The 24,041-nt window shown below is 69.3% G+C and carries 31 protein-coding genes; 17 read left to right on the plus strand and 14 right to left on the minus strand.

Annotation, left to right across the window (positions count from 1 at the left end; all coding sequences use genetic code 11):
* Window positions 1-35: 35 nt before the first annotated feature.
* From ACOCEP_RS38735 to ACOCEP_RS38765, 7 genes are all read left to right on the plus strand, one after another.
* Window positions 36-500 carry an Asp23/Gls24 family envelope stress response protein gene (locus tag ACOCEP_RS38735; protein ID WP_482334896.1) on the plus strand — a complete coding sequence of 155 codons (465 nt, stop codon included), beginning with the start codon at window positions 36-38 and terminating at the stop codon, window positions 498-500.
* 41 nt (window positions 501-541) lie between these two features.
* Window positions 542-718 carry a hypothetical protein gene (locus ACOCEP_RS38740; protein WP_005154991.1) on the plus strand — a complete coding sequence of 59 codons (177 nt, stop codon included), beginning with the start codon at window positions 542-544 and terminating at the stop codon, window positions 716-718.
* 5 nt (window positions 719-723) lie between these two features.
* Window positions 724-1,110 (plus strand): Asp23/Gls24 family envelope stress response protein, encoded by a 387-nt coding sequence (locus ACOCEP_RS38745; RefSeq protein WP_482334899.1) that lies wholly within the window; start codon window positions 724-726, stop codon window positions 1,108-1,110.
* Window positions 1,107-1,634: a DUF6286 domain-containing protein gene (locus ACOCEP_RS38750; RefSeq protein WP_482334901.1), complete on the plus strand. Its 528-nt coding sequence runs from the start codon at window positions 1,107-1,109 to the stop codon at window positions 1,632-1,634. Before ACOCEP_RS38745 ends, ACOCEP_RS38750 begins: the two co-directional genes overlap by 4 nt.
* On the plus strand, window positions 1,631-2,197 hold the full coding sequence (locus ACOCEP_RS38755) for an alkaline shock response membrane anchor protein AmaP (RefSeq protein WP_482334903.1): 567 nt from the start codon (window positions 1,631-1,633) through the stop codon (window positions 2,195-2,197). The genes ACOCEP_RS38750 and ACOCEP_RS38755 overlap by 4 nt, the downstream gene beginning before the upstream one ends.
* 68 nt (window positions 2,198-2,265) lie before the next feature.
* Entirely contained in the window at window positions 2,266-2,697 is a 432-nt protein-coding gene (locus ACOCEP_RS38760; protein ID WP_482334905.1) for an ATP-binding protein, read from the plus strand.
* Window positions 2,698-2,710: 13 nt separating this feature from the next.
* Window positions 2,711-3,643, plus strand: a complete 933-nt coding sequence (locus ACOCEP_RS38765; RefSeq protein ID WP_482334907.1) for an SDR family NAD(P)-dependent oxidoreductase — start codon at window positions 2,711-2,713, stop codon at window positions 3,641-3,643.
* Here the strand turns inward: ACOCEP_RS38765 and ACOCEP_RS38770 are convergent.
* The 3 genes from ACOCEP_RS38770 to ACOCEP_RS38780 all read right to left on the minus strand — a co-directional run bounded on the left by ACOCEP_RS38770 (window position 3,640) and on the right by ACOCEP_RS38780 (window position 5,507).
* Window positions 3,640-4,353, minus strand: coding sequence for an anti-sigma factor (locus ACOCEP_RS38770; RefSeq protein ID WP_482334909.1), 714 nt, complete (start codon window positions 4,351-4,353; stop codon window positions 3,640-3,642). The genes ACOCEP_RS38765 and ACOCEP_RS38770 overlap by 4 nt on opposite strands.
* On the minus strand, window positions 4,350-4,946 hold the full coding sequence (gene sigK, locus ACOCEP_RS38775) for an ECF RNA polymerase sigma factor SigK (protein WP_482334911.1): 597 nt from the start codon (window positions 4,944-4,946) through the stop codon (window positions 4,350-4,352). Before sigK ends, ACOCEP_RS38770 begins: the two co-directional genes overlap by 4 nt.
* A 93-nt stretch (window positions 4,947-5,039) precedes the next feature.
* The gene (locus ACOCEP_RS38780) at window positions 5,040-5,507 is read right to left on the minus strand and encodes a MarR family winged helix-turn-helix transcriptional regulator (RefSeq protein WP_482334913.1); all 468 of its coding nucleotides are present in this window, start codon (window positions 5,505-5,507) and stop codon (window positions 5,040-5,042) included.
* Window positions 5,508-5,593: 86 nt separating this feature from the next.
* On the opposite strand from ACOCEP_RS38780, the gene ACOCEP_RS38785 reads away from it, so the two are divergent.
* A complete protein-coding gene (locus tag ACOCEP_RS38785) occupies window positions 5,594-6,700 on the plus strand; it encodes a cytochrome P450 (protein WP_482334915.1) in 1,107 nt (368 codons plus the stop codon).
* A gap of 47 nt (window positions 6,701-6,747) precedes the next feature.
* Here ACOCEP_RS38785 and ACOCEP_RS38790 read toward each other — a convergent pair whose 3' ends face one another.
* The 3 genes from ACOCEP_RS38790 to ACOCEP_RS38800 all read right to left on the minus strand — a co-directional run bounded on the left by ACOCEP_RS38790 (window position 6,748) and on the right by ACOCEP_RS38800 (window position 8,424).
* On the minus strand, window positions 6,748-6,954 hold the full coding sequence (locus tag ACOCEP_RS38790; RefSeq protein ID WP_482334917.1) for a CsbD family protein: 207 nt from the start codon (window positions 6,952-6,954) through the stop codon (window positions 6,748-6,750).
* Between the two features lie 85 nt (window positions 6,955-7,039).
* Window positions 7,040-7,924, minus strand: a complete 885-nt coding sequence (locus tag ACOCEP_RS38795; RefSeq protein WP_482334919.1) for an alpha/beta fold hydrolase — start codon at window positions 7,922-7,924, stop codon at window positions 7,040-7,042.
* Window positions 7,924-8,424 carry an ATP-binding protein gene (locus tag ACOCEP_RS38800; protein ID WP_482339900.1) on the minus strand — a complete coding sequence of 167 codons (501 nt, stop codon included), beginning with the start codon at window positions 8,422-8,424 and terminating at the stop codon, window positions 7,924-7,926. Before ACOCEP_RS38800 ends, ACOCEP_RS38795 begins: the two co-directional genes overlap by 1 nt.
* A 139-nt stretch (window positions 8,425-8,563) precedes the next feature.
* Between ACOCEP_RS38800 and ACOCEP_RS38805 the strand changes: the two genes are divergently transcribed.
* Both ACOCEP_RS38805 and ACOCEP_RS38810 read left to right on the plus strand, forming a co-directional pair.
* The gene (locus ACOCEP_RS38805; RefSeq protein WP_482334921.1) at window positions 8,564-9,175 is read left to right on the plus strand and encodes a LysE family translocator; all 612 of its coding nucleotides are present in this window, start codon (window positions 8,564-8,566) and stop codon (window positions 9,173-9,175) included.
* A gap of 11 nt (window positions 9,176-9,186) precedes the next feature.
* A complete protein-coding gene (locus ACOCEP_RS38810; RefSeq protein ID WP_482334923.1) occupies window positions 9,187-9,834 on the plus strand; it encodes a B3/B4 domain-containing protein in 648 nt (215 codons plus the stop codon).
* Here ACOCEP_RS38810 and ku read toward each other — a convergent pair.
* Window positions 9,821-10,750 carry a non-homologous end joining protein Ku gene (gene ku, locus ACOCEP_RS38815; RefSeq protein ID WP_482334925.1) on the minus strand — a complete coding sequence of 310 codons (930 nt, stop codon included), beginning with the start codon at window positions 10,748-10,750 and terminating at the stop codon, window positions 9,821-9,823. The two genes, ACOCEP_RS38810 and ku, sit on opposite strands and share 14 nt — an antisense overlap.
* Window positions 10,751-10,806: 56 nt before the next feature.
* Window positions 10,807-11,085, minus strand: coding sequence for a YggT family protein (locus ACOCEP_RS38820; protein WP_482334927.1), 279 nt, complete (start codon window positions 11,083-11,085; stop codon window positions 10,807-10,809).
* A gap of 430 nt (window positions 11,086-11,515) precedes the next feature.
* On the opposite strand from ACOCEP_RS38820, the gene ACOCEP_RS38825 reads away from it, so the two are divergent.
* From ACOCEP_RS38825 to ACOCEP_RS38840, 4 genes are all read left to right on the plus strand, one after another.
* The gene (locus ACOCEP_RS38825; protein WP_482334929.1) at window positions 11,516-14,422 is read left to right on the plus strand and encodes an AfsR/SARP family transcriptional regulator; all 2,907 of its coding nucleotides are present in this window, start codon (window positions 11,516-11,518) and stop codon (window positions 14,420-14,422) included.
* A gap of 81 nt (window positions 14,423-14,503) precedes the next feature.
* Window positions 14,504-14,626 carry a hypothetical protein gene (locus ACOCEP_RS38830; RefSeq protein WP_482334931.1) on the plus strand — a complete coding sequence of 41 codons (123 nt, stop codon included), beginning with the start codon at window positions 14,504-14,506 and terminating at the stop codon, window positions 14,624-14,626.
* Between the two features lie 53 nt (window positions 14,627-14,679).
* Window positions 14,680-15,753 (plus strand): SagB/ThcOx family dehydrogenase, encoded by a 1,074-nt coding sequence (locus ACOCEP_RS38835; protein ID WP_482334932.1) that lies wholly within the window; start codon window positions 14,680-14,682, stop codon window positions 15,751-15,753.
* Between the two features lie 97 nt (window positions 15,754-15,850).
* Window positions 15,851-16,051: a hypothetical protein gene (locus tag ACOCEP_RS38840; RefSeq protein ID WP_482334933.1), complete on the plus strand. Its 201-nt coding sequence runs from the start codon at window positions 15,851-15,853 to the stop codon at window positions 16,049-16,051.
* 671 nt (window positions 16,052-16,722) lie between these two features.
* Here the strand turns inward: ACOCEP_RS38840 and ACOCEP_RS38845 are convergent.
* Together ACOCEP_RS38845 and ACOCEP_RS38850 are read right to left on the minus strand one after the other, a co-directional pair.
* Window positions 16,723-17,934, minus strand: coding sequence for an HNH endonuclease signature motif containing protein (locus ACOCEP_RS38845; RefSeq protein ID WP_482334934.1), 1,212 nt, complete (start codon window positions 17,932-17,934; stop codon window positions 16,723-16,725).
* Between the two features lie 312 nt (window positions 17,935-18,246).
* Window positions 18,247-18,942 (minus strand): methyltransferase domain-containing protein, encoded by a 696-nt coding sequence (locus tag ACOCEP_RS38850; RefSeq protein ID WP_482334935.1) that lies wholly within the window; start codon window positions 18,940-18,942, stop codon window positions 18,247-18,249.
* A gap of 28 nt (window positions 18,943-18,970) precedes the next feature.
* Between ACOCEP_RS38850 and ACOCEP_RS38855 the strand changes: the two genes are divergently transcribed.
* Entirely contained in the window at window positions 18,971-19,396 is a 426-nt protein-coding gene (locus ACOCEP_RS38855; protein ID WP_482334936.1) for a helix-turn-helix domain-containing protein, read from the plus strand.
* On the opposite strand, the gene ACOCEP_RS38860 is transcribed toward ACOCEP_RS38855, so the two are convergent.
* From ACOCEP_RS38860 to ACOCEP_RS38870, 3 genes are read right to left on the minus strand one after another with little or no spacing between them, the layout of a single operon-like run.
* The gene (locus tag ACOCEP_RS38860; protein ID WP_482334937.1) at window positions 19,368-19,955 is read right to left on the minus strand and encodes a DUF305 domain-containing protein; all 588 of its coding nucleotides are present in this window, start codon (window positions 19,953-19,955) and stop codon (window positions 19,368-19,370) included. The genes ACOCEP_RS38855 and ACOCEP_RS38860 overlap by 29 nt on opposite strands.
* Window positions 19,956-20,003: 48 nt before the next feature.
* Window positions 20,004-20,375 carry a DUF6153 family protein gene (locus ACOCEP_RS38865; protein ID WP_482334938.1) on the minus strand — a complete coding sequence of 124 codons (372 nt, stop codon included), beginning with the start codon at window positions 20,373-20,375 and terminating at the stop codon, window positions 20,004-20,006.
* 19 nt (window positions 20,376-20,394) lie between these two features.
* Complete coding sequence (locus tag ACOCEP_RS38870) at window positions 20,395-20,766, minus strand: ArsR/SmtB family transcription factor (RefSeq protein WP_192741235.1); 372 nt, start codon at window positions 20,764-20,766, stop codon at window positions 20,395-20,397.
* A 76-nt stretch (window positions 20,767-20,842) separates the two neighbouring features.
* Here ACOCEP_RS38870 and ACOCEP_RS38875 point away from each other — a divergent pair, with 76 nt between their 5' ends.
* Together ACOCEP_RS38875 and ACOCEP_RS38880 are read left to right on the plus strand one after the other, a co-directional pair.
* Complete coding sequence (locus ACOCEP_RS38875) at window positions 20,843-21,829, plus strand: cation diffusion facilitator family transporter (protein WP_482334939.1); 987 nt, start codon at window positions 20,843-20,845, stop codon at window positions 21,827-21,829.
* On the plus strand, window positions 21,826-22,872 hold the full coding sequence (locus ACOCEP_RS38880) for a winged helix DNA-binding domain-containing protein (protein WP_482334940.1): 1,047 nt from the start codon (window positions 21,826-21,828) through the stop codon (window positions 22,870-22,872). Before ACOCEP_RS38875 ends, ACOCEP_RS38880 begins: the two co-directional genes overlap by 4 nt.
* Here ACOCEP_RS38880 and ACOCEP_RS38885 read toward each other — a convergent pair.
* Entirely contained in the window at window positions 22,865-24,022 is a 1,158-nt protein-coding gene (locus ACOCEP_RS38885; protein ID WP_482334941.1) for an epoxide hydrolase family protein, read from the minus strand. The genes ACOCEP_RS38880 and ACOCEP_RS38885 overlap by 8 nt on opposite strands.
* Window positions 24,023-24,041 lie beyond the last annotated feature (19 nt).

Here is a 24,041-nt window from a genome sequence, read left to right on the forward strand (position 1 = left end):
CCGCAGGCAACGAAATCCGAATCGAGGAGATCGCGATGACGAACACCGCCACCACCGCCAAGCCGAACTCGAACTCCGCCGCCCCGGCCGAGAACAGCGCGCTCGTCTCCACCCAGGGCGTGACCACGATCGCCGACACCGTCGTGCAGAAGGTCGCGGGCCTCGCGACCCGCGAGATCACCGGTGTCCACGCGCTGGGCGGCGGCGCCGTCCGGGCGTTCAACGCGCTGCGCGAGCGCATCCCCGGCGCCACCGCGTCCGCCGGGCAGGGCGTCTCCGTCGAGGTCGGCGAGCGTCAGGCCGCGGTCGACCTGCAGATCGTCGTCGAATACGGCGTCGCGATCGCGGATCTCGCCAAATCGGTGCGCCGCAACGTGATCGGCGCCGTCGAGCAGATGACCGGGCTCGAGGTCGTCGAGGTCAACATCAACGTCTCCGACGTGTACATCCCGGGCGACGACGACACCGACGACAACACCGAATCCACCCGCGTCCAGTGACCACCGGCGCCGGTTCGCGCCCGACCACAAGGAGAACGTTCATGAACGCCACCCATCTCGGCCTGTTGACCGGTCTCGTGCTCGGCGTGGCCGGCGCGTTCGGCGGCTTCGGCGCCTTCCTCGTCGTGCTCGTGCTCGCGGTCCTCGGCTTGCTGGTCGGCCGGTTCCTCGACGGCAAGCTCGACCTTTCGGCCCTGGCGGGCCGCGACAGGGGCTGATCGGCATGACCACCATGACCGCCGCCGCGCCCGGATCGGACGGGCGCGGCACCCTGACCGTGGCCGACGGCGCCGTCGAGCGGATCGCCGCACGGGCGATCACCGAACTCGACGGCGTCGGCGGCGCGGCCTCCCGGGTGCTCGGCATCGCGGTCGGCGGCGAGGACCTCGACCAGGCCGCCAAGGTGAGCGCGCATGTCACCGGCTCGACGGCCACTTTGGACGTCCGGCTTTCGGTGAAGTACCCGCTTTCCGTGCGTGCCACCGCCGAAAGCGCGCGTGAGCATCTGATCCGCCGCGTGGGCGAACTCTCCGGCCTTGCCGTCACGCGGGTCGACGTCACCGTCACGGCGCTGCATTCCACGGAGACCGAAACGAGGAGGGTCCGATGAAACGGCGCCCCCGCCGCACCGTCCCGGCCGTGCTGGTCGCCCTCGTGGTGCTCGCCGGATCCGCGCTGGCCGCCACCGTCGCGGTCCAGACGATCATCGGCGAGAAACCGTGGATCAGCTACGAAACCGTCGCGTCCGCCCTGCACGGCACCCAGTGGAGTGATCCGCTTCCGGCGATCGCGGGCGGCGTGGTCGCGCTGCTCGGCCTGCTGCTCCTCGTGGCCGCGATCGTCCCGGGGCGGCCCACCGTGCTGCCGCTCGGCGGCGGCACCGATTCCGGCGCCTCCCGGCGAAGCTACCGGTCGACGCTGCGCACCGCGGCGTCCGCTGTGGACGGTGTCTCGGCGGCGAAGCTGAAGGTCAAGCGGAGCAAGATCGTCTCGGTGGTCACCACCGGGCGGACGAACACCGCGGGGCTCGCCGACGCCGTCCGCGCGGCCATCGAGCACCGCCTCTCCCAGATCGGCCCCGCGACCGTCCCGGCCGTGCGGGTCCGCGTCAAGGCCACCAGGAGCGCGTCATGACCGACCTCAACCGACCCGCCCGGCTGAACCGCACTCTGCTGGTGCTGGCCGGGGTCGTCCTGCTCGCCGCCGGCGGATTCGCCGTCGGCACCCATTTCGGCAGGATCCCGCTGCTCGATCCGGGAGCCACCCTCGTCCCCGGCACCGCCATGCCGCCCGGATGGGTCTGGTACGCCGTGGCCGGGGCGGCGGTGGTCGTCGGGCTGCTGGCGCTGCGCTGGCTGATCGCGCAGCCCGTCCGCAAACCGAAGTCCCACACCTGGCGCTTCGACCAGGAGACCGGTTCCACCGCGCTGGCCGCGAGCACCGCCGTGGAACCGTTCACCGCGGAGGTCGCGACCTATCCCGGCGTCCACGCCGCGCACGCGACACTCGGCGGATCGCAGGACGCGCCGGTGCTGGCCGTGGTGCTGAGTGCCGAGCAGGACGGCGATCTGGCCGCCATCCGCGAGCGGATCGCCGCCGAGGGCCTGCCGCGTTTGCGTCAGGCGCTGGATCTCGCCGAGCTTCCGATGACCATCGAGTTCCGCTTCACCGCGAAGGCCGGCTCCCGCATCCAGTGACGCCCATCCGCGGCCCCGTCCGCGCCGAACACCTCGCGACAGGTGTTCGGCGACGGGAGCTGGGTGCGATGAGCGGTGATCAGGCGGAGCTGGAAGTGGAACTCGAACGACTGTGCCGCCGGGTGGCCGACGCCGCGGAAGTGACGGTCGACCTGCGGAACCGTCCCGCGTTGCGCCGTGTCCGGTCCGTGGTCGCCGACCGCGTCGGCTTCGGGCGCGGCACGGACGAGCCGCTCGGCGCCCTGCTGCTCGTGGTCGACGAGCTGGTGAGCAACGCGTACCGGCACGCGGACGAGCCTGGGGAACTACGCGTCGTCCGGCAACTCCGTGGCTTCATGGTCGAGGTTTCCGACGACGGCCGGGATCTGGGCGGGTTGCCGACCTCCCCCGATTCGGCGCGTTACGGGCTCCGCCTGATCGGCAGGCTCGCCGTCGACTGGGGTTTCCGGCCCGGGCGAACCGGGAAATCGGTATGGGCACTGGTCCCCCACGATCGTTGAGGAGAACCCCACCATGTCCACCGTGACCCGGGCCGCCGACACCGTGCTCGACCGGACTCTGCTCGGGTACAGCAGCATCGGGCACTTCCTGCGGCGGCAGTGGTGGCCCGCGGATCCCGCGCCGGACGCGCTCGCGGGCAAGGTCGCCGTGGTGACCGGCGCGAAAGCAGGCTTGGGGAAGGCGACGGCCATCGGGCTGGCGAAGCTGGGCGCGACAGTGCGGATCGCGATCCGCGGCGACGGTGACGCCGCCCGCGCCGAGATCGAGCGCGCCGTGCCCGGCTCACGGATCGTCGTCGACCGGTGCGACGTCAGCCTGATGTCGTCGGTACGCGACTACGCGAAGGATCTCGACGGCGAGGTCGACATCCTGGTGCACAACGCCGGGGTCATGCCCGCGGAACGCACGGAGACGGCCGAGGGCAACGAACTCATGCTCGCCACGCACGTGCTCGGCCCTCATCTGCTGACCGCGTCGCTCCGCCCGAAATTCGGCGACGGGGCGCGGGTGATCTGGGTCAGCTCCGGTGGCATGTACGGTCAGCCGTTGCGCACCGACGACCTGCACTACCGCCAGGACGAATACAAGCCCACCGCCGGCTACGCGCGCACCAAGCGGATGCAGGTGGTGCTCGCCGAGCTCTGGGCGGACCGGCTGGACGGCTCCGGGGTCACCGTGCACAGCGCGCACCCCGGCTGGGCCGACACTCCCGGAGTCGCGAACTCGCTGCCGACGTTCCGCAAGCTCACGCGGCGGATCCTGCGCGACCCCGGGCAGGGCGCGGACACGTTCGTCTGGCTCGCCGCCGCCGAGGAACCGGGCCGGTACAACGGCATGTTCTGGCACGACCGCGTCCAGCGGCCGACGCACTATCTCGGCAAGACCCGGGAAACCGCCGCGCAGCGCCGGGAACTCTGGCAGGCCTGCGAGCGGTCGACCCACTAGACCAGACCCACCATGACCACCGCCGGGACGGTCGGGGACGGCGAGCCGCCGGCGGGTTCGGCGGTGATGCCGACCCGGTCGATCCCGCCCGGCAGATCCGCGAGGAGCGGCCGAGTCCGATGTGGACCGTCCGGCGCCAGCAGCCCGGCCGAATGCACGCCGCCCGCCCCGAGGAGCCAGACCTGATAGGTCTTGCCGGGTGCCAACGGCGGGAGGTCACCGGCCAGGACGACGACCTTGCCGCGGCTCCGCGAGGTCACGACCGTGGTCGTCCTGGGCCCGGGGCCCTTGGCCGTCGAGGCGTCGGGCGCGGTGAGCACGGCGTTCACCGAGGCCAGCTGCTGCTGGGCGGGGTCGGCCCCCGGCTCGGTGGTCGTGGTGACCAGGCTGAACACCAGCGCTCCGGCAGCGGCCGCCGCGGCTCCCCAGAGAGCGATCCGCTTCTTCACCTGCCCACCCTGACGCGCGACAGCGACCAGCGGAGGCCACTGACGGGTGCGGGTGACCTCCGTGAGCGTCGCTTCCCGCAGCCTCGGCGGTGGCAGGGTGGCGAGCGCCGCCCCCAGCCGCGCGGCGGCCTCCCGCAGCTCCCGGACCTCCTGCCGGCACGCGGGGCAACCTCGCAGGTGTCGTTCGAAGGCCGTGGCCTCTTCCTCCGTGACGGCGTCCACGGCGTAGGCGCCGGTCAGCGTGTGCAGCTCCGCCGTCATTGCCCGACCCCCAAGCAGTCACGCAACCGGATCAGGCCGTCGCGAATGCGGGTCTTCACGGTGCCGGGCGCGGTCTTGAGCACTTCCGCGACTTCTGGATACGTGTAACCGTTGTAGTAGGCCAGCACCACCGATTCCCGTTGCAGGTCGGTCAACGCGGACAGGCACTGGCGCACCCGCTGCTGCTCCAGGTTGCCGATCGTCGACTCGGCGACCTCGTCGTACGGGCGGCGGAAGTCGAGCCGTCCCGCGCGATCGTCCCGGTCGAGCGCCGCCTGATGCGAACGCACCCTGTCCACGGCCCGCCGGTGCGCGATGGTGAGCACCCAGGAAAGCGTGCTCCCCTTGCCCGGCTTGAACCGCGCGGCCGTCCGCCAGACCTCCACCAGGACCTCTTGGGTGACCTCCTCGGCGAACGTGCCGTTGCGGACGACCCTGTTCACCACTCCCCACACCGGTCCCGCCACGACGTCGTACAGGTCGGCGAACGCCTGTTCGTCACCCGCCGCGACCCGTTGCAGCAAACTCGCCTCGGCCGGCTCCGCTCCGGTGCCGCCGCTTCCGCGCGGACTGGTCCGCACACCCTCGACCATCAAGCCGCCTCCACCTCACCCGACGCACGGCTACGCGGTGCCGTGACGTCCAGGAGGGATTCGGTGCCGAAGGCGGATCGGACTGGTCCGGGGTCAACCCTGTTCTTCGAGCACGTTGTCCATTGTGGACTTCAGATGCCGCAGGAAGGCCTCGAACCGTTCGATCTCCTCCGCCGGATACTCCGCCACCAGCGCCGCGAGCCCGGCGCTGAACGGACCGAAGAATTCACGCGCGGGCCCCTGGATGTCCGGGCCGCTGCGCAGCGTCACCCTCCGCCGGTCGGTGTCCTCCCTGGTCCGCACCACGTAGCCGAGGTTTTCCAGCCGGTTCAGCAGATTCGTGGTCGCACCGGAGGTCAGCGCGATGCGTTCACCGAGGCGGGCCGGGGACAACGGGGAGCCGGTGTCTTCGGCGTAGAGGATCTCCACCAGGGCGGCGGCGTCGGTGGCGTGCAAGCCGAGCCAGTCCGCGAAACGCCGGGTGAACTCGGTGTAGTTCGCCCCGAAACTCCGGAGGCCGTCCAGCAGCGACGCACTCCGCGCCGCGACGTCGTCCGCCATCACCCCTCCTCGGATCCGTGCTTTGACAACCTACCGGCCGCAAATATACCTTCATCGTGAAGCCACTTCACTATGAAGGAGTTATTGTGCTCCCCGATCCGTTCGCCGCGACGACCCGCGGCATCACCGAACCCGACCCCGTCCGCCCCGCGCTGCGAGCCGCCGGCCCGCTCGTCGAGGTGGCCGCCCCCGAGGGCGGAAGCGCGTGGATCGTGACCGAGGAGAAGCCTGCCCGCGAGGTCCTGGCGGACCCGCGCTTCGCGAAGGACCCCGCACGCGCCCCCCAGGGATGGACCGCGCTCGAACAAACCGCCGCCGAACAGCCGTCCCTCACCACTCTGGACGGCCCCGACCACGCGCTCTTGCGGCGCGCGCACGCCCCTTTGCTGAGCGCCAAACGGATCCAGGCCCAATCCGACCGGATCCACCGGATCGCGCGCGCACTGCTGACGGACCTCGGCGGCGGAACCGTCGACCTCATGGCCGGGTTCTCCACCCGTTTCCCGCTCACCGTCCTGCTCGATCTGCTCGGCATCCCGCTGCACCTGCTCGACGCCGCCGTCGACGCCTGCCGGCGCATGTCCGATCCTGAGCCAGGCGCCCAGGGGAAGGCCATCGCCGCGATCGCGGACCTCGCCGCGGCGGGGCTGGCCCCGGACCGGGCAGGGCTCGCGACGGAACTCCGCGACAGCCTCCCGCCCGGAACGTCCGAAAAGGACCTGAGATATCACCTGTTCGCGTTGATCTTCGCCGGGCAGCTGACCACCGACGCCTCGATCGGGTTCCTGATCTCGCGACTTCTGAACGGGGACGACGCCTCCGTGAACGATCTCGTCCGCGAAACGCTCCGGGAGCATCCGCCGGCGCCGTTCACGCTCTGGCGGTTCACCACCGTGGAGCTCGAATTGGCCGGGGTCCGGCTCCCGGCGGGGGCTCCCGTGCTCGTCGACATCCAGGGCATCAACACCGACCCCGCCAGGAAACCGGGTCCGGACCTGACCTTCGGCGCGGGGCCGCATTTCTGCGTCGGCGCCCAGCTCGCGCAGCTCGAACTGCGGGCGGTGGCGACGGTTCTGCGCACGGACTTCCCCAGGGCCCGGCTCGCCGTGCCCTACACCGGACTCCGGCAGACGTTCCTCGGCGGCATCCAGGGGACGCGGCTCACGAGCCTGCCGGTGGTCCTGCGCGACTGAAGCGGGCCGGGGCGCGGAAACTCCGCCGCCCCGGCCCGGCAGGAACGCTACTTCTTGAAGGTGTCGCGGACCTTGTCCGCCACGTCGCCGACGGCGTCCTTGACGTTTTCGACCGCGCCCTTGAGACCGGCCTTCGCCTGGTCCGCCTGACCTTCCGCGCGCAGCTCCTCGTTGCCGGTGGCGCCGCCGGCGGCCTCCTTGGCCTTACCGCCGAGCTCCTCCGCCTTGTTGCCGATCTTGTCACCCAACGACATCGTGTCCTCCTCCGGATCGTGCGCCTTACCTCCGAAGGACAAGCGAAGATCGGGATTCGTCACGCGCACGGACGGGTGATCGGCCTCACCCGAGCAGTGACGCCACCGCGGCCGCGAACGCTTCAGGGGCTTCCTGGGGAACGTTGTGCCCCACCCCCGGCAGCACCCGATGCTCGTACGGTCCGGTGAAGTACTCGCGGTCACCTTCGGCGCTCGGACCGCCGATGCCGTCGTCCCCGCTTTCCAGCACCACCGTCGGCACCGTGATCGCCGGCTCCTCCGCGATCAGGTCTTCGAGCGGCTGATACCGCGGATCACCTTCCACCAGGCCGAACCGGTGCCGGTACGAGTGGATGACGACGTCGACGAAGTCCGGATTGTGGAGGCTGGGGGCGCTGGCCGGGAACGCCTCGCCGGCGCCGGCCCAGGTCGGTGACCAGGTGCGCCACAACAGGGCGCACAGCTCTTCGCGATTTTCCGCCAGCCCGCGCCGTCCGCGCTCGGTGCGGAAATAGAACTGGTACCAGTACGTGCGTTCCCACTCCGGCGGCGCGGGTTCCCCCGCGTAGGCGAGATTCTGGACGTTGTAGCCGTCCACCGAGACCAGCCCGCGCACACGCTCGGGACGGAGCGCGGCCGCGATGCACGCCGCGCGGCCGCCCCAGTCGTATCCCGCGACGACGGCCTTCTCCAGCCCCAGCGCGTCCAGGAATTCGAGCAAGTCCTGCGCGAGGGCGGCCTGCTGACCGGAGCGGGGCGTCGCCTCGTCCAGGAAACGCGTCCCGCCGAACCCGCGTAGATACGGCACGTACACGGAAGCTCCGCCCGCGGCGAGGAGCGTGGCGACCTCGTCGTAGGCACGCACGTCGTAAGGGAAACCGTGGAGCAGGACCACCGGCGGACCACCCGCTTCACCGGCGTGTTCGTACTCGATCTCCAGGACCGGGGTGGTGACGCGCTTGGTGGCCATCAGCCGGACCAGCCGCTCAACCGGGTCAAAAGCCGTTCCAGGACTTCGGGATCGGCGCCGACGGGCTCACCGGAGACGGGTTCGTCCACCAGGGTGCGGCGGTCACCCCGCCTCGGCAGCCGGACCTGCCCCGCCGACAGCCCTCCGGGCAGCGGCAGCTCGCACCAAAAGGTCACGCCGCCGGTCTCGCTCGGCGCCACCCCGGTCCGCTCCCCCGGCGCGGGCGTCGGCACGGGGAGGCCGTCCAGCTCGTGGTCGACCTCGACGGCCAGCACGTCCGACCGCAGGCGCAGTCTCAGCGTCAGGAACGGCGGCTCCTTCGGATCGGCCGCGTCGACCAGCGTGCCCACCAATCTGGCGGCGGCGGTCTTCGCCTGATCGAGCAACGGCCGCAAGGACCAATCCGACAAGATGAGACGGACGAAGAGCTCGGAGCACAACACGGCATTCGGTTGTGCCACCAGCCGGAGGTCGTCCACCTGGGAGGTGCGCGCGCTCAAACCAAGGCCTTCCTCGTCGACGTGCGAGCGTGCATCATGCCACTCCATCCGGTGAACCCCGCACGCCGGGCTTTGGTCCTGCGGACTTCTTCGAGTTTGGCTCTGTCCATCGGACCAATGAGCGCGCACAGTTGCTCTCGTGAGCATCGCCTTCCTGATCACCACACTGGTCGTGGTCGCCACGCCCGGCACCGGCGTGGTCTACACCCTTTCCGCCGGGCTGGCCCGGGGCAGACGCGCGAGCGTCATCGCCGCGCTGGCGTGCACCCTCGGGATCATCCCGCACATGGTCGCCGCGATCACCGGCCTCGCGGCGCTGCTGCACGCGAGCGCGGTGGCGTTCGAGATCATCAAGTACCTGGGCGTCGCCTACCTGCTCTACATGGCGTGGGCGACGCTGAAGGACCGCGACGCGATCGTCGTGGACGGTGCTCCCGAACCCGCGTCGGCCCTGCGGACGATCACCTCCGGCGTGCTGATCAACGTCCTGAACCCGAAGCTGACCCTGTTCTTCTTCGCGTTCCTGCCGCAGTTCGTCCCGGCGGGCGAGCCCGGTTCGATCCCTCGGATGCTGCTGCTGAGCGGGGTGTTCATGCTGGCGACCTTCGTGGTGTTCAGCGTGTACGGCGTCCTCGCCGCCGGCGTGCGGCACCACGTCCTTTCCCGGCCGCGCGTGCTCGCCTGGCTCCGGCGGGTCTTCGCCGGTTCCTTCGCCGCGCTCGGCGTCAAACTCGCGTTCACCACCCAGTAGACAGGTTCAGCATGCGACTCCAGCACCACCCGGAAATCCGCGCCGCCCACCCCGGCCTCGCCGTCGGCACGCTGCGGGCCACCGGTGTCACCGCGGAAATGCCGGCCGACGTCGAGAAGTTCCTCGCGCGGGCGACACGACGGCTGGCGGACGGGCCAGAATCGGACTTCCCCGAGATCCAGGCCTGGCGGCGGGCGTTCGCCAAGATGGGCCTGAAACCGACGCAGTACCGCTGCGCGTCGGAGTCACTGCTGCGCAGGCTGCGGAAGGAAGGCACGCTCCCCCGGATCCACCCGGTGATCGATCTCTGCAACGCGGTTTCGGTCGCCTACGCCATCCCGGTCGCGGTGCTTGACGTCGCGAAGATCAGCGGCTCGCTGGAAGTCCGTCACGCGCGGGGCGACGAGAAGTACGTGACCTTCGCCGGCACCGTCGAGCAGCCGAACCCCGGCGAGGTGATCTTCGCCGACGAGGACGGCCAAGCCCACGCGCGCCGCTGGACGAACCGGCAGAGCGGGCACTCCGCGGTCTCCGCCGCGACGTCCGACGTGCTGATCGTTTCCGAAGGGCTGCACGCGACAGCCACCGAGGACGTCCGGCTGCTGATCGAGGCCATCGCCGGCGAACTGACGACGGCGGGTGTCGTCACGAGGCTTTGAGCGCCTTCTCCAGGCCGGCGCGGGTCATCTTCGACCGCCCCTTGATGTTCCGCTCCCGTGCCAGCTTGTCCAGGTCGGCTTTCGACAGCGAAGAGAGGTCCTTCTTCGCTGCCGGCTTCTTGGCCCCGGACTTCTTCTTGGCCTTCCCGCTCTCCACACTCTTCGAAAGCGCCTCGAACAGGTCGACGACCTTCGTCGGCTCGCCGGGTTCGGCCGCGGGCGTGATGGTGTCGCCCTTCTTCTTGGCCTTGATCAGCTCCCGCACACGGTCGGTGTAGGTGTCGCGGTAGTCCTCGGGCCGCCAATCGTCGCTCATCGCGTCTATCAGGCTGACGGCCATGTCGAGTTCCTTGCCGCGCGCCTTCGCCTTGCCCGGCAGATCCGGCAGCTGCTCGGCGGGATCCCGCAGGTCGGCGGCGAAATGCAGGGTGTTGAGCACCATCACGCCGTCCCCCGAGCGGACCAGCGCCAGGTACTCGCGGCCGCGCATGACGAATTTGGCGATCCCGGCCTTGCCCGAGGAGTCCATCGCTTCGAGCAGCAACGCGTACGGACGCTCGAACTCGTCCTTCGCGGGCGCGAGCCAGTACGTCTTGTCGAAGAACATCGGGTCGATCTCGTCCAGCGCGACGAAGCTCTCGATGTCGAGCGACTTCGACCGGCCGGGGGCGATCTCCTCGAGTTCCTCGGGTTCGACGACCACGTACTCGCCGTTGTCGAGCTCGTAGCCCTTGACGATGTCTTCGTAGCCGACTTCCTTGCCGGTGCGCTCGTTCACGCGCCGGTACCGGATGCGGTCCTCGGTTCCACGCTGGAACTGGCGGAAGTGCACCGTGTGGTCCTCGACCGCGCTGTACAGCCGAACCGGCACCGTCACCAGACCGAGCGAAAGCGAACCGCTCCAGACCGGACGCATGGGCACTCCTCTCCTCTTGCCCGCTGATACCCGGAATCGCGGCGGATCACACCTGGTCAGAGGCTGAACGCGAGGGACTGCAGAAGGACGACCCCGAGGAAGACGAGGGTGAAGGCGAGGTCGAACGCGACCCCGCCGGCCCGCACCGGGCGCACCACGCGGCGGACCGGCGCCAGCACGGGCTCGGTCAGGCGGTGGGTGATCCCCCGGGCACGGAAGGCCCAGCCGGGCGGACGGGTGGCGAGGTTCACGACCCAGTCGAGCACCATCCGGGCGATGAGCACGATCAGGAACAGGGTGAGCAGGTAGCCCAGCAGATCACCTAGAGCACTCATGGCGGCACACTCCTCTTTGGTCCAGTGTGCCGCGCTTAGCTGGGAGCAACCTGTGACAGAAAGAAAGGGCTACCAGGGCGGTTGGCCACCCCCAGTTCGAAGGCCAACCGCCGCGGAGCCCCTACCCACGGTTCGGCACGCTGCCCCGTCGCGCCGACCCGCCAGCTGTGCCTTCAGCTTTCCAAGGCCCTGCATCGGAATTACATCGGCTCTCCACCGCATGGCATCCGCGCAGTTCAGGAGTGGCCGGGCGTAGAATCGAGCCGGTTCCAGGGCAGCCCAGTGCCCGCCCGTTAGGCCGAATGCCGTAAGGCGCCCCCGCGCCGATCTGGCTGGAGGCCGAAGCGGTGGGCTAGGGTGCCGGTCAGCCGCCGAACGGACTGGAGGTAGTGCGTGAGCACGCTCACGGTCTCGGACGACATAGTCGCATATGACCGCTGATCGTTTACCCGATTCGGCGGGATCGCCCACCGGCAGCCCATCCCAGCTCAGCTTCTCCGTTCTCGGCCCGCTCGAAGCCGAGGTCGACGGTGTCCCCGTCCGGCTGGGCGGACGCCGTGAGCAGCGGCTCCTCGCCGCCCTGCTGATCAACGCGGGCAGGCTGGTCCCGGTGTCGTACCTGATCGGCACGATGTGGCCGGAGAACCCGCCGAAGACCGCGGTCCGCCAGGTCAGCAACGCGATCGCGCGGCTGCGGCACGACCTCGGCGTGGCCCGGTCCGCCGTCGTCACCACCGGCTCGGCGTACCGCGTCGTCATCAGCAGCGCCTCGCTCGACTCGGTCCGCTTCGAAGCGGACTACAACCAGGGCGCCGAACTCCTGTCCGCCGGGCTGATCTCGCAGGCCGCCGCCAAACTGGCGGACGCGCTCTCGCGCTGGCGCGGCCCGGCGTTCGACGGTCTCGAAGGCGACGCCATCGAGCAGACCGCGCGACGGCTCGACGAAGAACGCCTGGCCGCCTGCGAGCTCCTGATCGGTGCCAGGCTGCGGCTCGGCGAAACCGAAGCCGCGGCCCGGGAGGCCTTGGACCTCGCCGCCTGGCATCCCACGCGCGAGACCCTGCAGTGCCTCACCATGCTGGCGCTCTACCGGGCGGGCCGCGGCGCCGACGCGCTCCGGACGTTCGACCGGACCAGGATCGCGCTCGCCGAGGAGCTCGGCGTCGACCCGAGCGCCGAACTGAGCGCGCTCCACCAGCAGATCCTGCGCGCCGACGCCGAGCTGATGACGGACGGCGCGCTCGTCCGCTATGGCGTCGGCGGGCTCCGGGCCGGGCTGGACACCAGCGGACGGCGTGAGGACGCGGACGCGCAGAAGGCGCTGTTCCCCCGCCCCGCGCAGCTTCCCGCGGACCTCCCCGCGTTCGGCGGCCGGGTCACGGAGCTGCGGTCCGTCCTCGAGATCGGCCAGGCGGGTTCCTCGGCGGGGCCGAGGCTGATCGCGATCGACGGGATGCCCGGTGTCGGCAAGACCGCGCTGGCCGTCCACGCCGCGCACCGGCTGGCTCCGCTGTTCCCCGACGGGCAGCTCTTCGTGAACCTCGAAGGGTTCTCGCCGGCGGGCGACCCGGTCGACCCGGGGGCCGCGCTCGAGGCGCTGCTGCGGTCGCTCGGCATCCAGGGTTCGGACATCCCGCCCGGGACCGACCAGCGCGCGGCGCTCTTCCGGAGCTGCCTCGCCGGCAAACGCGTGCTTCTGGTGCTGGACAACGCCATCGGGGCGGCGCAGGTGAACCCGCTGCTGCCCGGTTCGGCGAGTTGCTGCGTGCTGATCACCAGCCGCACCCGGCTCGTGGACCTCGACGGCGCCGAACTGCTCTCGCTGGAACCGTTCAGCCGGGCCGACGCCGTGGAACTGCTCGGCCGGATCGTCGGGCCCTCGCGGTTGCGACGGGAATCCCCGGACGCGGCCGACCAGGTCGCGAGCCTGTGCGGTGATCTCCCGCTCGCGCTGGCCGTCACGGCGAGCAGGCTGCGCGCGCGGGCGTCGTGGACACTCGACTTCGTCGCCAGGCAGCTGCGCGACGAACGGAACCGGTTCGGCGAGCTCACCGCCGGGGAACGCGACGTCGCGGGCGCGTTCCGGGTGTCCTATCTGAACCTGACCGAGACCGAACGCCGGGTGTTCCGCCGGCTGAGTCATCATCCCGGTGCCGCTTTCGATCTCCACTCGACGGCGGCACTGGCGGAAGTGAACCTCGGCGAGGCCCGCCGTCTCGCCGAACGCCTCGTCGACGTGAACCTCCTGCGGCAGCCGTCGATGGATCGCTACGAGATGCACGACCTGCTCCGTAGTTATGGTCGCGAACTCCTGCTCGCCGAGGAACCCGAGCACCAGCGCGAGGCGATGATGCGGCGGCTGTTCGACTACTACCGCAGCACCGTCGCGGCCGCGATGGAGTTCATCGACCCGGAGTCCGAAGACGAGCCGGGTGGCCTCGAGGTCCCGAAGAGCGAGTTCGGACAGTCCTTCGCGGACTACGACCAGGCGGCGCACTGGATGGACGCGCAATGGCAGAACGTGCTGCCGGTGGCCGTCGCGATGAACAACCACCAGCAGTACTCCGACCTCGTGCCCTTCTGTTCGGCGGTGTGGCGCTACTTCGACAATCGCGGCTACTACCGGCAGGCAAGGGAGCTGGAGACCCTCGCCCTGTCCGCGGCGCGGGTCACCGGGAACGTGGTCCTCGAGTACCAGGCCCTGCACATGTACGCGCTGACCCTGTGGCGGCTCGACGAGTTCACCGAGGCGAACCGGCTGTTCAACGAGGTGTTCGAACTGGCCGCGACCACCGGCGACATCCGGATGCAGTGCCGGGCCAGGGGCAACTCGGGGGTCACCCACTGGCTCAAGGGCGAGTCGGACGAGGCGATCGAACACCTCGGCTGGGTCCGCGAGACCGCCCATGCCCACGGCAGCGTGCTCATCGAAGCCCGCGCCAGGCACCGGATCGGGCTGATCCACACCGAGAACAGGCGTTACCCGGAAGCCGCCGCGGAACTCGACCAGGCGCTGAGGCTGGCTCAGGAGAACGAATCACCGGATCTCGAGGCGGAATGTTTTCTCGCCCTCGGTATCAATTCGCGCGGACTCGGTGACGGCACGCTCGCGGTCAGTCAGTTGACGACCGCGGTGGAAGTGCTCGAATCGACCGGGAATCGCAGCATGCTGCCCATCGCCCACAAGGAGATGGCGTTCGCTTTCGACATTCTCGGTGAGCAACTGAATGCGGACCGTCATCGCCGGTTCGCATTGCGCCTCTACGCCGATCTCGGCATTTCGGAGTCGCCCGAGGTTCGCGAACTCAAACAGCGCCTGAGTGATTACTCCGCGTAATTGTCCATTCTGCTCCGGTACTCTGTTGGCGTAGGTATATTCGCTTGACCGGAGTAACCGCTCACGGAGAGGATCGACGGCATGCACGACGACGAGGACGACGAGTTCTTGTACGAGCTCGAAGCGGAGTACAAGGCGCAGAGCACCTGGGGCGGGTTCGAGCCGCCGCCGCACGGCGGGCCTCCTTTCCGCTCGCGACGCTGAATGACCTGACGTATTCGGAAAGTATTACTGGGGACTGGGGCACAAGACATTCGATGCTGGTCAGGGTTTCCTCGTGCGGAACGCTTTATTGGTCCGATGGTGACGTCGTCTGGGACGACCACCTCGGCCATCGCCAGCTGAAACTCGCCGAAGGAACCGAACGCGTCCTGCGTTGGTTCGGTTCTTGGCGAGAACCGGAATCGATCCGCACCGCGGACGAGAATCCCGAGATCAGGGAAAGGCTCGTCCGTATCGCGCGAGCGATGATCCGGTACGACGTGCTGGTGGTCAAAGGTTCTTCCCGGCACCGACGGGAAGAAGAGATCCTTCGGGATTGGGGCCCTTGGGGAATGTCCGCGCGGGCGTTTCACTTCGGCACCCGTTCCTTGCGCGGGACCGAGTTCACGACCAGCGAAATGACGGCGAAAACCTTGCTGGAGAAGGCGAAGGCCAGCCCTCCGCCTTCTCCGGTGAGGCCGTCCGGCGAGCACGACGCGATAGCGCTGCCCGAGCCGTCACCGGAACCCTTGGACGCGATCTCGCTGGGCGACGCGCTGAACCAGCGCAGAAGTGTCCGCGAGTTCGGCGAAGAACCCTTGCGGCTGCGCGATTTGAGCGCCCTTCTCACCGCGGCCAGGCCGACGAGGCCGGACACGCATTCCGCCATCGCCGCCACCGGGAACGTCTTCAAGACGAGCCCATCGGGCGGGGCCCGGCATCCGACCGAGGTGTACGTCTACGCGAGGAACGTCGAGGGGCTGGATCAAGGTGCCTACCACTACGACGGTTTCCAGCATCGCCTCACGCCGCTCGACGCCAAGATCGACGACGACCAGCTGACCGCGCTCGCCGGCGACCAGCAGTGGACCGGGAACGCCGGCGCGCTGCTGATCTACACCAGCGTCATCGAGCGGAACCAATGGAAGTACCCGGTGAGCCGCACCTATCGGGTACTGCTGATGGACGTCGGCCATCTGAGCCAGACCGTGTACCTGATGGCGACCGCGCTGGGCCTGAACGTCACGTTCACCGCCGCGCTTCGCGACGAACTGGTCGAGGACCTTCTCGGCTGCGATCCGGCCAACGAGCTGGTGCTGGGTATGTCCGTGGTGGGCGCTCGCTCGTGAAGGCCTGAAGCTGTAGTGCGCCGGGGCCTTCCGTCTCGACGGATGGCGGCCTTGCCATCTTTCGGCAACACCTGGGTTCGCTCCAAGCGATGCGGGCATGAGCAGGGTCGCCCACGACCGCATGCAGCGCGATGGCGCACCAAGCCGTGACCGCGCTCGGTCGTCGCCGTATTTCGGCAACGACCCCAACCTCGGACGCGTGGCCGATTTCCGGCAACGGCGCTTCACCGAGACACTTTCGCGCCGCAAGCAGGATCGCCCGAGACAGCACGCAGCACGACAGCGCACCAAGCCGTGACCGCACTCGGTCGCCGCCATATATCGGCAACGACCCCAACTTCGGACGCGTGGCCGTTATCCGGCAACGACACTTCACCGAGACACTTTCGCGCCGCAAGCAGAGTCGCCCACGACCGCATGTAGCACGACGGCGCACCCAGCCGTTACCGAAACTCGGCAACGCCCCCTAAACCCTGGCCGCCACGGTCGCTTTTCCGGCGACGGTGCTTCACCGAGGCAACTTTCGCCGCCACGAGCAGGCTCGCCCAAGGCAGCGCTCAGCACGGCGGCGCACCAAGCCGTGGCCGCATTCGGTCGTCGCCATATTTCGGCAACGACCCCAACCTCGGACGCGTGGCCGATTTCCGGCAACGCCACTTCACCGAGACACTTTCGCGCCGCAAACAGAGTCACCCAAGACAGCACGCAGCACGACAGCGCACCAAGCCGTGGCCGCATTCGGTCGTCGCCATATTTCGGCAACGACCCCAACCTCGGACGCGTGGTCGTTATCCGGCGACGGGCTCGGAACGGTGACTCCGCGACGCGAGGTTCACGCAGGGGCGGGGAATGCTGCCGGTACGTGGCGATGGTGCGGGCGCCGTCCGCCGCAAGCCGGTAGATATCCCAGCCGGGTCCCGGCTCTCAAGCGCTCGCCGAATTTCGGCAACGACCCTAATCGTGGTCGGGTCAGAATGGTGGTTCGTTGGTGCGGGGTTCGTGCAGGGGCGGTGGGGCACTGTCGTAGCTTTGCCCGGTGGGTGTGGTGATTGTCAGGGTGCCGTCGGAGGCGAGCTGGTAGACCCAGCCTGGTTCGTCTTTCAATCGGTGGTCGCGGCGGCAGAAGTCGATCAGTTCGGTGTCGGCGGTGTGGCCGCCGTGTTGCCAGGGCACCGCGTGGTCGAGATCGCAGGCCTGGGCGGCCCGGTGGCAGCCGGGTCTTCGGCATTCCCGGTCCCGCACCCGCACGAACTCACCCAACCCCGCAGTCGGCCGATAGCGGTCCCGCCCCAGATCCAGCACCTGCCCGGAGAGCGGGTCGGTGATGATCCGCCGCAACACCGTGTCCGGACCAGTGGCGATGTGCCGCGCCAAGGAGGCGGGAACATGCCCGTGTCCGGCCAGCTCGGCCGGAGCGTCGTTCACCCCGAGATAAGTGTCGAGGTCCATGTAGAGGAACACCTCGGACCGTTCACGTCCACCCTGCCCGCCCAGCAACAGATCAAGAGCGACGTCGGCGCGCAGTTGATCCAGGGTGCGGGGTTCGTCGCCGGTTTTCAAGGCGCGTGCCTCGCGGTCGATCCTCGTGTAGGCGGCGGTGACTTTCTCCACGGGGCCGTCTTCGACCTCGATCGACGCCACCCCGGTCTCGCCTTGGCGGATCGACAACCGGCGCCCCGCGCGCTGTCGTTCCGCACGCCGGTCGGCGCCGTCACGGTCGGCCATCATCGCCGCGTGACTGGCCGCTTTCCGGACCTGCTCGGAATTCCGGCCCGGTAACCGGTCTTCCAGCACCTCGTCCACCGCACGCGCGTCCTCATCCGACAACCACGCGGTCGCGGCAGCGACCTTCATCGCCCCGTAACCACCCACCTTGCCCTCATCCAGCAGACCGAGGGTGCGCGGGAGACGGGTGGTCAACGCCTCCGCCGTCGACACCAGCCCAGCCGCGTGACCATCCACAACAGACAACGCGAGCGCGACCTCCTGCACCACACTCGACGCGCCGTCACGATGCCGGCTCAGCTGCGCCAACGCACGAAACCGCACCGCCTCCAACCGCGCGATCCCCTCCGACGCCGCCACAGCAGCCGCCACAACATCCTCATCCCCCAACGAACCCAGTGAAGCATTGACCTCCCGAAGCCGATCAGCCGACGTGACTTCCTCGAGCAGCGCCACAAGCGCGTTCCGTGTATCCACACACCGAAACTACAACCGACCACCGACAGTTTTCGCAGCCACGAGCTTTTCTTTGCACCACAACGGTTTCACACCCCAGGTGCCCTGTCGTCGAATTTCGACGACAGCCGGCCCTCGGCAACTCCCGAGCACACCCCGCCGTAGAACCGGAAACCCTTCAAACCACGAGCCTTCCCGTTGCACCACAACGATTCCAGTACCCCCTGCCCGTCGCCGAATTTCGGCGACGCCCAGCCCACGGCACGCCCAGAGCACAACGACCACCCGACACGGTCGCCGAATTTCGGCAACTCACACCACACCGGAAGCCAAGAACTGCGGCACAGCCACATCACCGACCTGGTCCGCCAGCCAGATCTCCCCCTCCGCCAAGGAAATCGCCCCCACCCGGACAGCCACATCCACCAACCCACGCAAGAACGACGCCCCGCCGAGGAACCCGACCACTCCCTCGACCGACACCTCACGAAACCCGCACCCGACGAGCAGCCGCCGGAACCCACGCGCGATGCGCGGAGCGGCGATCACCGAAGCCCGCGCACGCACGATCTCCCGGGTCAGCGCCGGATAGGAGGAATCGATCACCAACGCCTCCCAATCGGGCCCGGACAACACGATCCGTCCGCCAGGCACCAGAACCCGCCGCGCCTCCGCGAGGGCGGCTTCGGGCTCGGCGAGTTCATGGAACACCTTGTCCGCCCGATAGCCCGCGAATCCACCGTCGACCGGCAGCGCGTAAGCGTCCCCGATCAGGAAATCCCGATCGGGTGAACGCCGCCGGGCCTCTTCCACCATCTCGGCCGCGAGGTCGACACCGACGGCGCGGAACCCCAGCGACGACAACTCGCACACGGCGAGCCCGGCACCGCAGCCGACGTCGATGACGGCGGAGCCGGGTTCGAGCCGGAGCAGTTCGTAGGTCCGGGCCCGCAGTTCGGCGGCTCCCGGCAGGGCGTCGGCGGCGTCGAGCCGCTGCAACATGGACATACCGGCGATCGTCCGACTTAATGACGACATGAAGTCAAGCACCTTGAGCGTCGGCGAGGTCGCGGAGCGCTTCGGCCTGGCGACGCACGTCTTGCGGCATTGGGAATCCGTCGGTCTCCTCAAGCCGGCGCGAGCGGGCGACCGGAGGCGGTACGACGACCACGACCTCCACCGGATCGCGATCATCCTGCGGTCGAAGGAGGCAGGCCTGAGCCTCGACGGCATCCGCGAGATGTTCGGCAAGCCCAGCGAGCGCGAATCGATCCTCAAGCGCCACAAGGAAGAACTCGAACGACGTATCGCGGCCGCGCGGGCGTCGCTCGCGATCGTCGACTGCGCGCTCGGGTGCGAGCACGACGACGTCACCCGGTGCGCGCACTTCCGGGAGGCGGTGGCGCGAGCTCGGCCCGCGCCACCGTCCCGGCTCAGCCGAGCAGTGCGCGCATCTCGGTGATCTCGGCCTGCTGACCGTCGATCACCTTCTGTGCCAACGCCTTGACCTCGGCGTTGCTGCCTTGCTGCAGGGCGGTCTTCGCCATCGAAAGCGCGCCTTCGTGATGTTTGACCATCATTTCGAGCCACTGCTTGTCGAACGCGGCGTCCTTGGCTTTGCCGAGTTTCGCGAGGTCGTCCTCGGTCATCATGCCGGACGCGGAGCCGTGTCCGGAGTGCCCGCCCGACGGCGCCACTCCCCAAGCCTTCAACAATCCGTTCAGCTGCTGGATCTCCGGATCCTGCGCCTTCTGGATCCGGGCGGCGAGGTCGACGACCTTCGCGTTACGGGTGCGGCCGTCGACGAGTTTCGCCATCGCGAGCGCCTGTTCGTGGTGCGGGATCATCCCTTGCACGAACGTGACGTCGGCCTGGTTGTGGCCGGCCCGCTGAGGATCCGGCGCCTTCACCGTGGACATGGAACGCCCGGTGGACGCGGTGTCCGAGCCGGCACATCCGGCGAGCACGGCGAAGGAGGCCAGGGCGGCGAGCGCGGCCCCGGCCAGTTTCCTGGTGGTCATGATTCTTCCTCGAAATCGGTTGTGGTCAGGACGGGACGAACCCGCCTGTCACACCCGCGACACGCAGAGAAGCGACAACCTTTCGGGCACCGGTCTCCAGCGCGGAGGATCACGGCCCGACGCCGAGCCGCCTCGCGGACGCGATTTCCAGGTCGCCTCCGTCCGTCCATTCCGGACGAGCAGCCAGGAGACGATCAGGAGCACGGCCGCGGCGAGCACCGCGAGACACAGGTGCAGTCCACTGTGTCCGGCGTCGTCGTGCGAAGACGTGTCCGCGCAACACGGATCCGCCATCGCGACGGCGGAATGTCCCGCGTCGTGCCCGGATTCGGCGACGACGTGGTGCATTCCGACGAGACCCAGCGCCACCACGCACAGCAACAGCCACCGCAGGGCGGCCGGGTACGAGGGCTGGGTCACGGCTCCACCGTAGCCGGATTCAGCGCGCCGCCGGACGGTGGGGTTTCCCCGCCGAATGCAGCGCCGGGATGTCGCGATCGATGTGGTCGGCGTGGAACAGTGCCTGCGCGAGCAGACCGCGGACGTGGTCGTTGGCCGCCGAGTAGTAGACGAACGTGCCTTCGCGACGCCCCTTGACCAGCCCGGCGAGCCGCAGTTTCGCGAGATGCTGGCTGACCGCCGTCGGCGCCGCTCCCGCGAGTTCCGCGAGGCAGGCGACCGAAGACTCGCCCTGGAGCAGCGCCCAGAGGACCTTGACGCGCGTCGGATCGGCGAGCAGCCGGAACGTTTCCGCGGCCAGGTGGACCTGCTCCTCGGTGGGCATCTCGAAATCCGGGACCGACTCGTGCATGCCGGGAGGATACCCGCTATCCTTCCATCTGCGTACCTGCATGACTGCGCAGGTAACAGACCAGTGAGGGTGAGGAATGACCGGGCACGGGCACAGTCACGGCCACCAGTCCGCGGGAAGCCGTCTCCGGCACCTCCTGACCCCGCACAGCCACGACAGCGCCGACCGCGTCGACACCGCGCTGGAGACCAGCAAACGCGGTGTCCGGACGCTGATCTGGTCGTTCGCCGCCCTGTTCGTCACCGCCGTCGCGCAGCTCGCGCTCGTGCTGATCACCGGTTCGGTGGCCCTGCTCGGCGACACGATCCACAACTTCGCCGACGCGCTGACCGCGGTCCCGCTCGGCATCGCCTTCCTGCTCGGCCGCCGGGCCGCCACCCGCCGCTACACCTACGGGCTCGGCCGCGCCGAAGACCTGGCCGGTGTGCTCGTCGTCCTGCTCATCGCCGCCTCGGCCTTCCTCGCCGGATACGAATCCGTCCAGCGGCTGCTCGATCCACGCCCGGTCCAGCATCTGTGGGTGGTCGCGGCGGCCGGGGTCATCGGTTTCGCGGGCAACGAACTCGTGGCCAGGTACCGGATCACCGTCGGCCGCGAGATCGGGTCGGCCGCGCTGGTCGCCGACGGGCTGCACGCCCGCACGGACGGCTTCACGTCGCTCGCGGTCGTGCTCGGCGCGGCCGGGGTCGCACTCGGTTTCCCGATGGCCGACCCGATCATCGGCCTCGCCATCACCGTGGCGATCCTGTTCGTCCTGCGCGACGCGGCCAAGGAGGTCTTCCGCCGCTTGATGGACGCCGTCGACCCGGCCGACGTCGATCGCGCCGAACGCGCGGCCGCCGAGGTCCCCGGCGTGCTCGGCACGCGGGACCTGCGGATGCGCTGGATCGGGCACAGCCTGCGCGCGGAACTGGCGGTGTCGGTCGAGGCCGGGCTGAGCGTCACCGAGGCACACCACCTGGCGCACCGTGTCGAGGCCCGGCTGCGCGAAGTCCTCCCGCGGCTCGCGGAAGCGGTCGTGCACACCGAACCGGCGCACGCCCATGAGATCGTCAGCGGGTGACACCGTCCGACGACGACATCCGCGCCGTCCGCGCCCGCGCGCAACTGCTGACCGTTCCGGCCACGGAAGTGCTCGCCGTGGTCGGCTCCGTCGCCGCGGTCCAGGCACAGTCCACGCCCGCCGCCCGGCTCGCGATCCGGGCCCGTAGCCGGGTTCTGACAGCCCGGGACGTCGACGTGTCCCGCGACGTGACACGCACCTGGCTGATGCGCAAGACGCTCCACTTGGTGCCGACGGCGGATCTCCGCTGGCTGAACCGGCTGTTCGGCCCGCGCAACGCCCAGGCGGGGCAGGGACGGCGCAGGCAGCTGGGCCTCTCCGACGAACTCTGCGAACACGCTCTCGGGAAACTCCAGGATCTCTTGCCCGGCAAGGCACTCACCCGGCAGGAGATCCTGGACGGCCTGGCCACCGAGGGCATCGTGCTCGACGCGAAGTCTCAGGCACCGGCCCATCTTCTGGCGTACGCGGCCAACCGCGGACTGCTGTGCCGAGGCCAGGACGCCGGCACGGAACCGACGTACGTGCTCCTCGACGAATGGGTCACCGAGAGCCGCACGCCGGACGAACCGCACACGGAACTCGCCCACCGGTACCTGACCGCCTATGGCGTCGCGACCGCCGACGACTTCAGCGCCTGGTCCGGGCTCCCGATCGGCCTCTGCCGCAAGGCTTTCAGCGCGCTGGACCCCGTTCCCGTCGGCAGGGCCTTCGCCCTTTCGGGAACCGATCTCTCCGCTCCCCCGTGTCCCCCGCGCCTTCTCGGCGCCTTCGACACGTACCTGCTGGGCTACCGTGACCGCGATCTGCTCCTGGACCCGGCCGAGGCGAGGCGCGTCAACTCCGGTGGCGGGATGATCGCGCCGACCGTGCTGGTCGGCGGCCGGATCGCCGGAACGTGGCACACCAAGCGGACCGCGAAGCTGACGAAGGTCGTCGTGGAGCCCTTCGCCCCGCTTCCGCGGTCCGCCATCTCCGGGCTGGAGTCCGAAGTGGACGATTACGGCCGCTTCCTCCGGGAAACGGCCACACTCGTCATGTGAGGGACCGGAAGAACTCCCGCACGTCCGCGACCAGGGTCTCGGGCTCCTCCATGGCCGCGAAGTGCCCGCCGCGATCGACGTCGGTCCACCGCACGATCGTGTGGGCGTCCTCCGAATACCGCCGGATGCCGACGTCGTGCGCGAAGACCAGCGCCGCCGTCGGCACGCCGGAGTTCTCCTCGACGGCTCCCCAGGTTTCCGCCTGCGCGTAGCCGACGTACGCGGACGAAGCCGCCGTGCCGGTGAGCCAGGTGAACATCACGTTGGTCAGCAGCCGGTCCTTGCCGATGATCTCCTCGGGCAACGTCGGGCGCGGGTGCGTCCACTCACGGAACTTGTCCATGATCCAGGCCAGCTGCGCGACCGGGGAGTCCACGAGCCCGTAGCCGAGGGTCTGCGGCCGTGTCGACTGGATCGCGATGTAGCCGAACTCCTCCCGCATGAAGGCCTCGATCCGCTTGACACGATCGCGTTCGATGTCGGTGAGCGAGGCGAATTCCTCCTCCGGCATGGACATCGGGGGCATCGGGGTCAGCCCGCCGTTGACGTGCACGCCGATCACCTTGTCCGGCGCGCACCTGGCCACCTCCGGCGACACGGAAGCACCGAGGTCGCCTCCCTGCACGCCGTAGCGTTCGTAGCCGAGCCGTCGCATCAGCTCCGCCCATGCCCGGCCGATCCGCGGCATGGTCCAGCCGGAATCCGAGACAGGGCCGGAGAAACCGAAGCCGGGCAGCGACGGGATCACGAGGTGGAACGCGTCCGCCGGGTCGCCGCCGTACGCTTTCGGGTCCGTGAGCGGACCGATCACGTCGAGGAACTCCACCACCGAACCGGGCCAGCCGTGGGTGAGGATCAGCGGCGTCGCGCCGGCTTCGGGCGAGCGGACGTGCAGGAAGTGGATCCGCTGACCGTCGATGACCGTGGTGAACTGCGGATGGCGGTTGATCTCGCGTTCGGCGGCACGCCAGTCGTAGCCGTCGCGCCAGTATTCGGCGAGCCCGCGCAGCCACGCCACCGGCACTCCGGTGTCCCAGCCGTCGCCGGGGAGCGGAGCGGGCCAGCGCGCGCCGTCGAGCTTCGCGTGCAGCTCGTCCAACTGCTCCTGCGGGACGTCGAGGCGGAAGGGGCGGATCTCGGTGTTTTCCATGAAGCCCACGTTACGAGGC

This window comes from Amycolatopsis sp. CA-211722 (assembly GCF_056828465.1).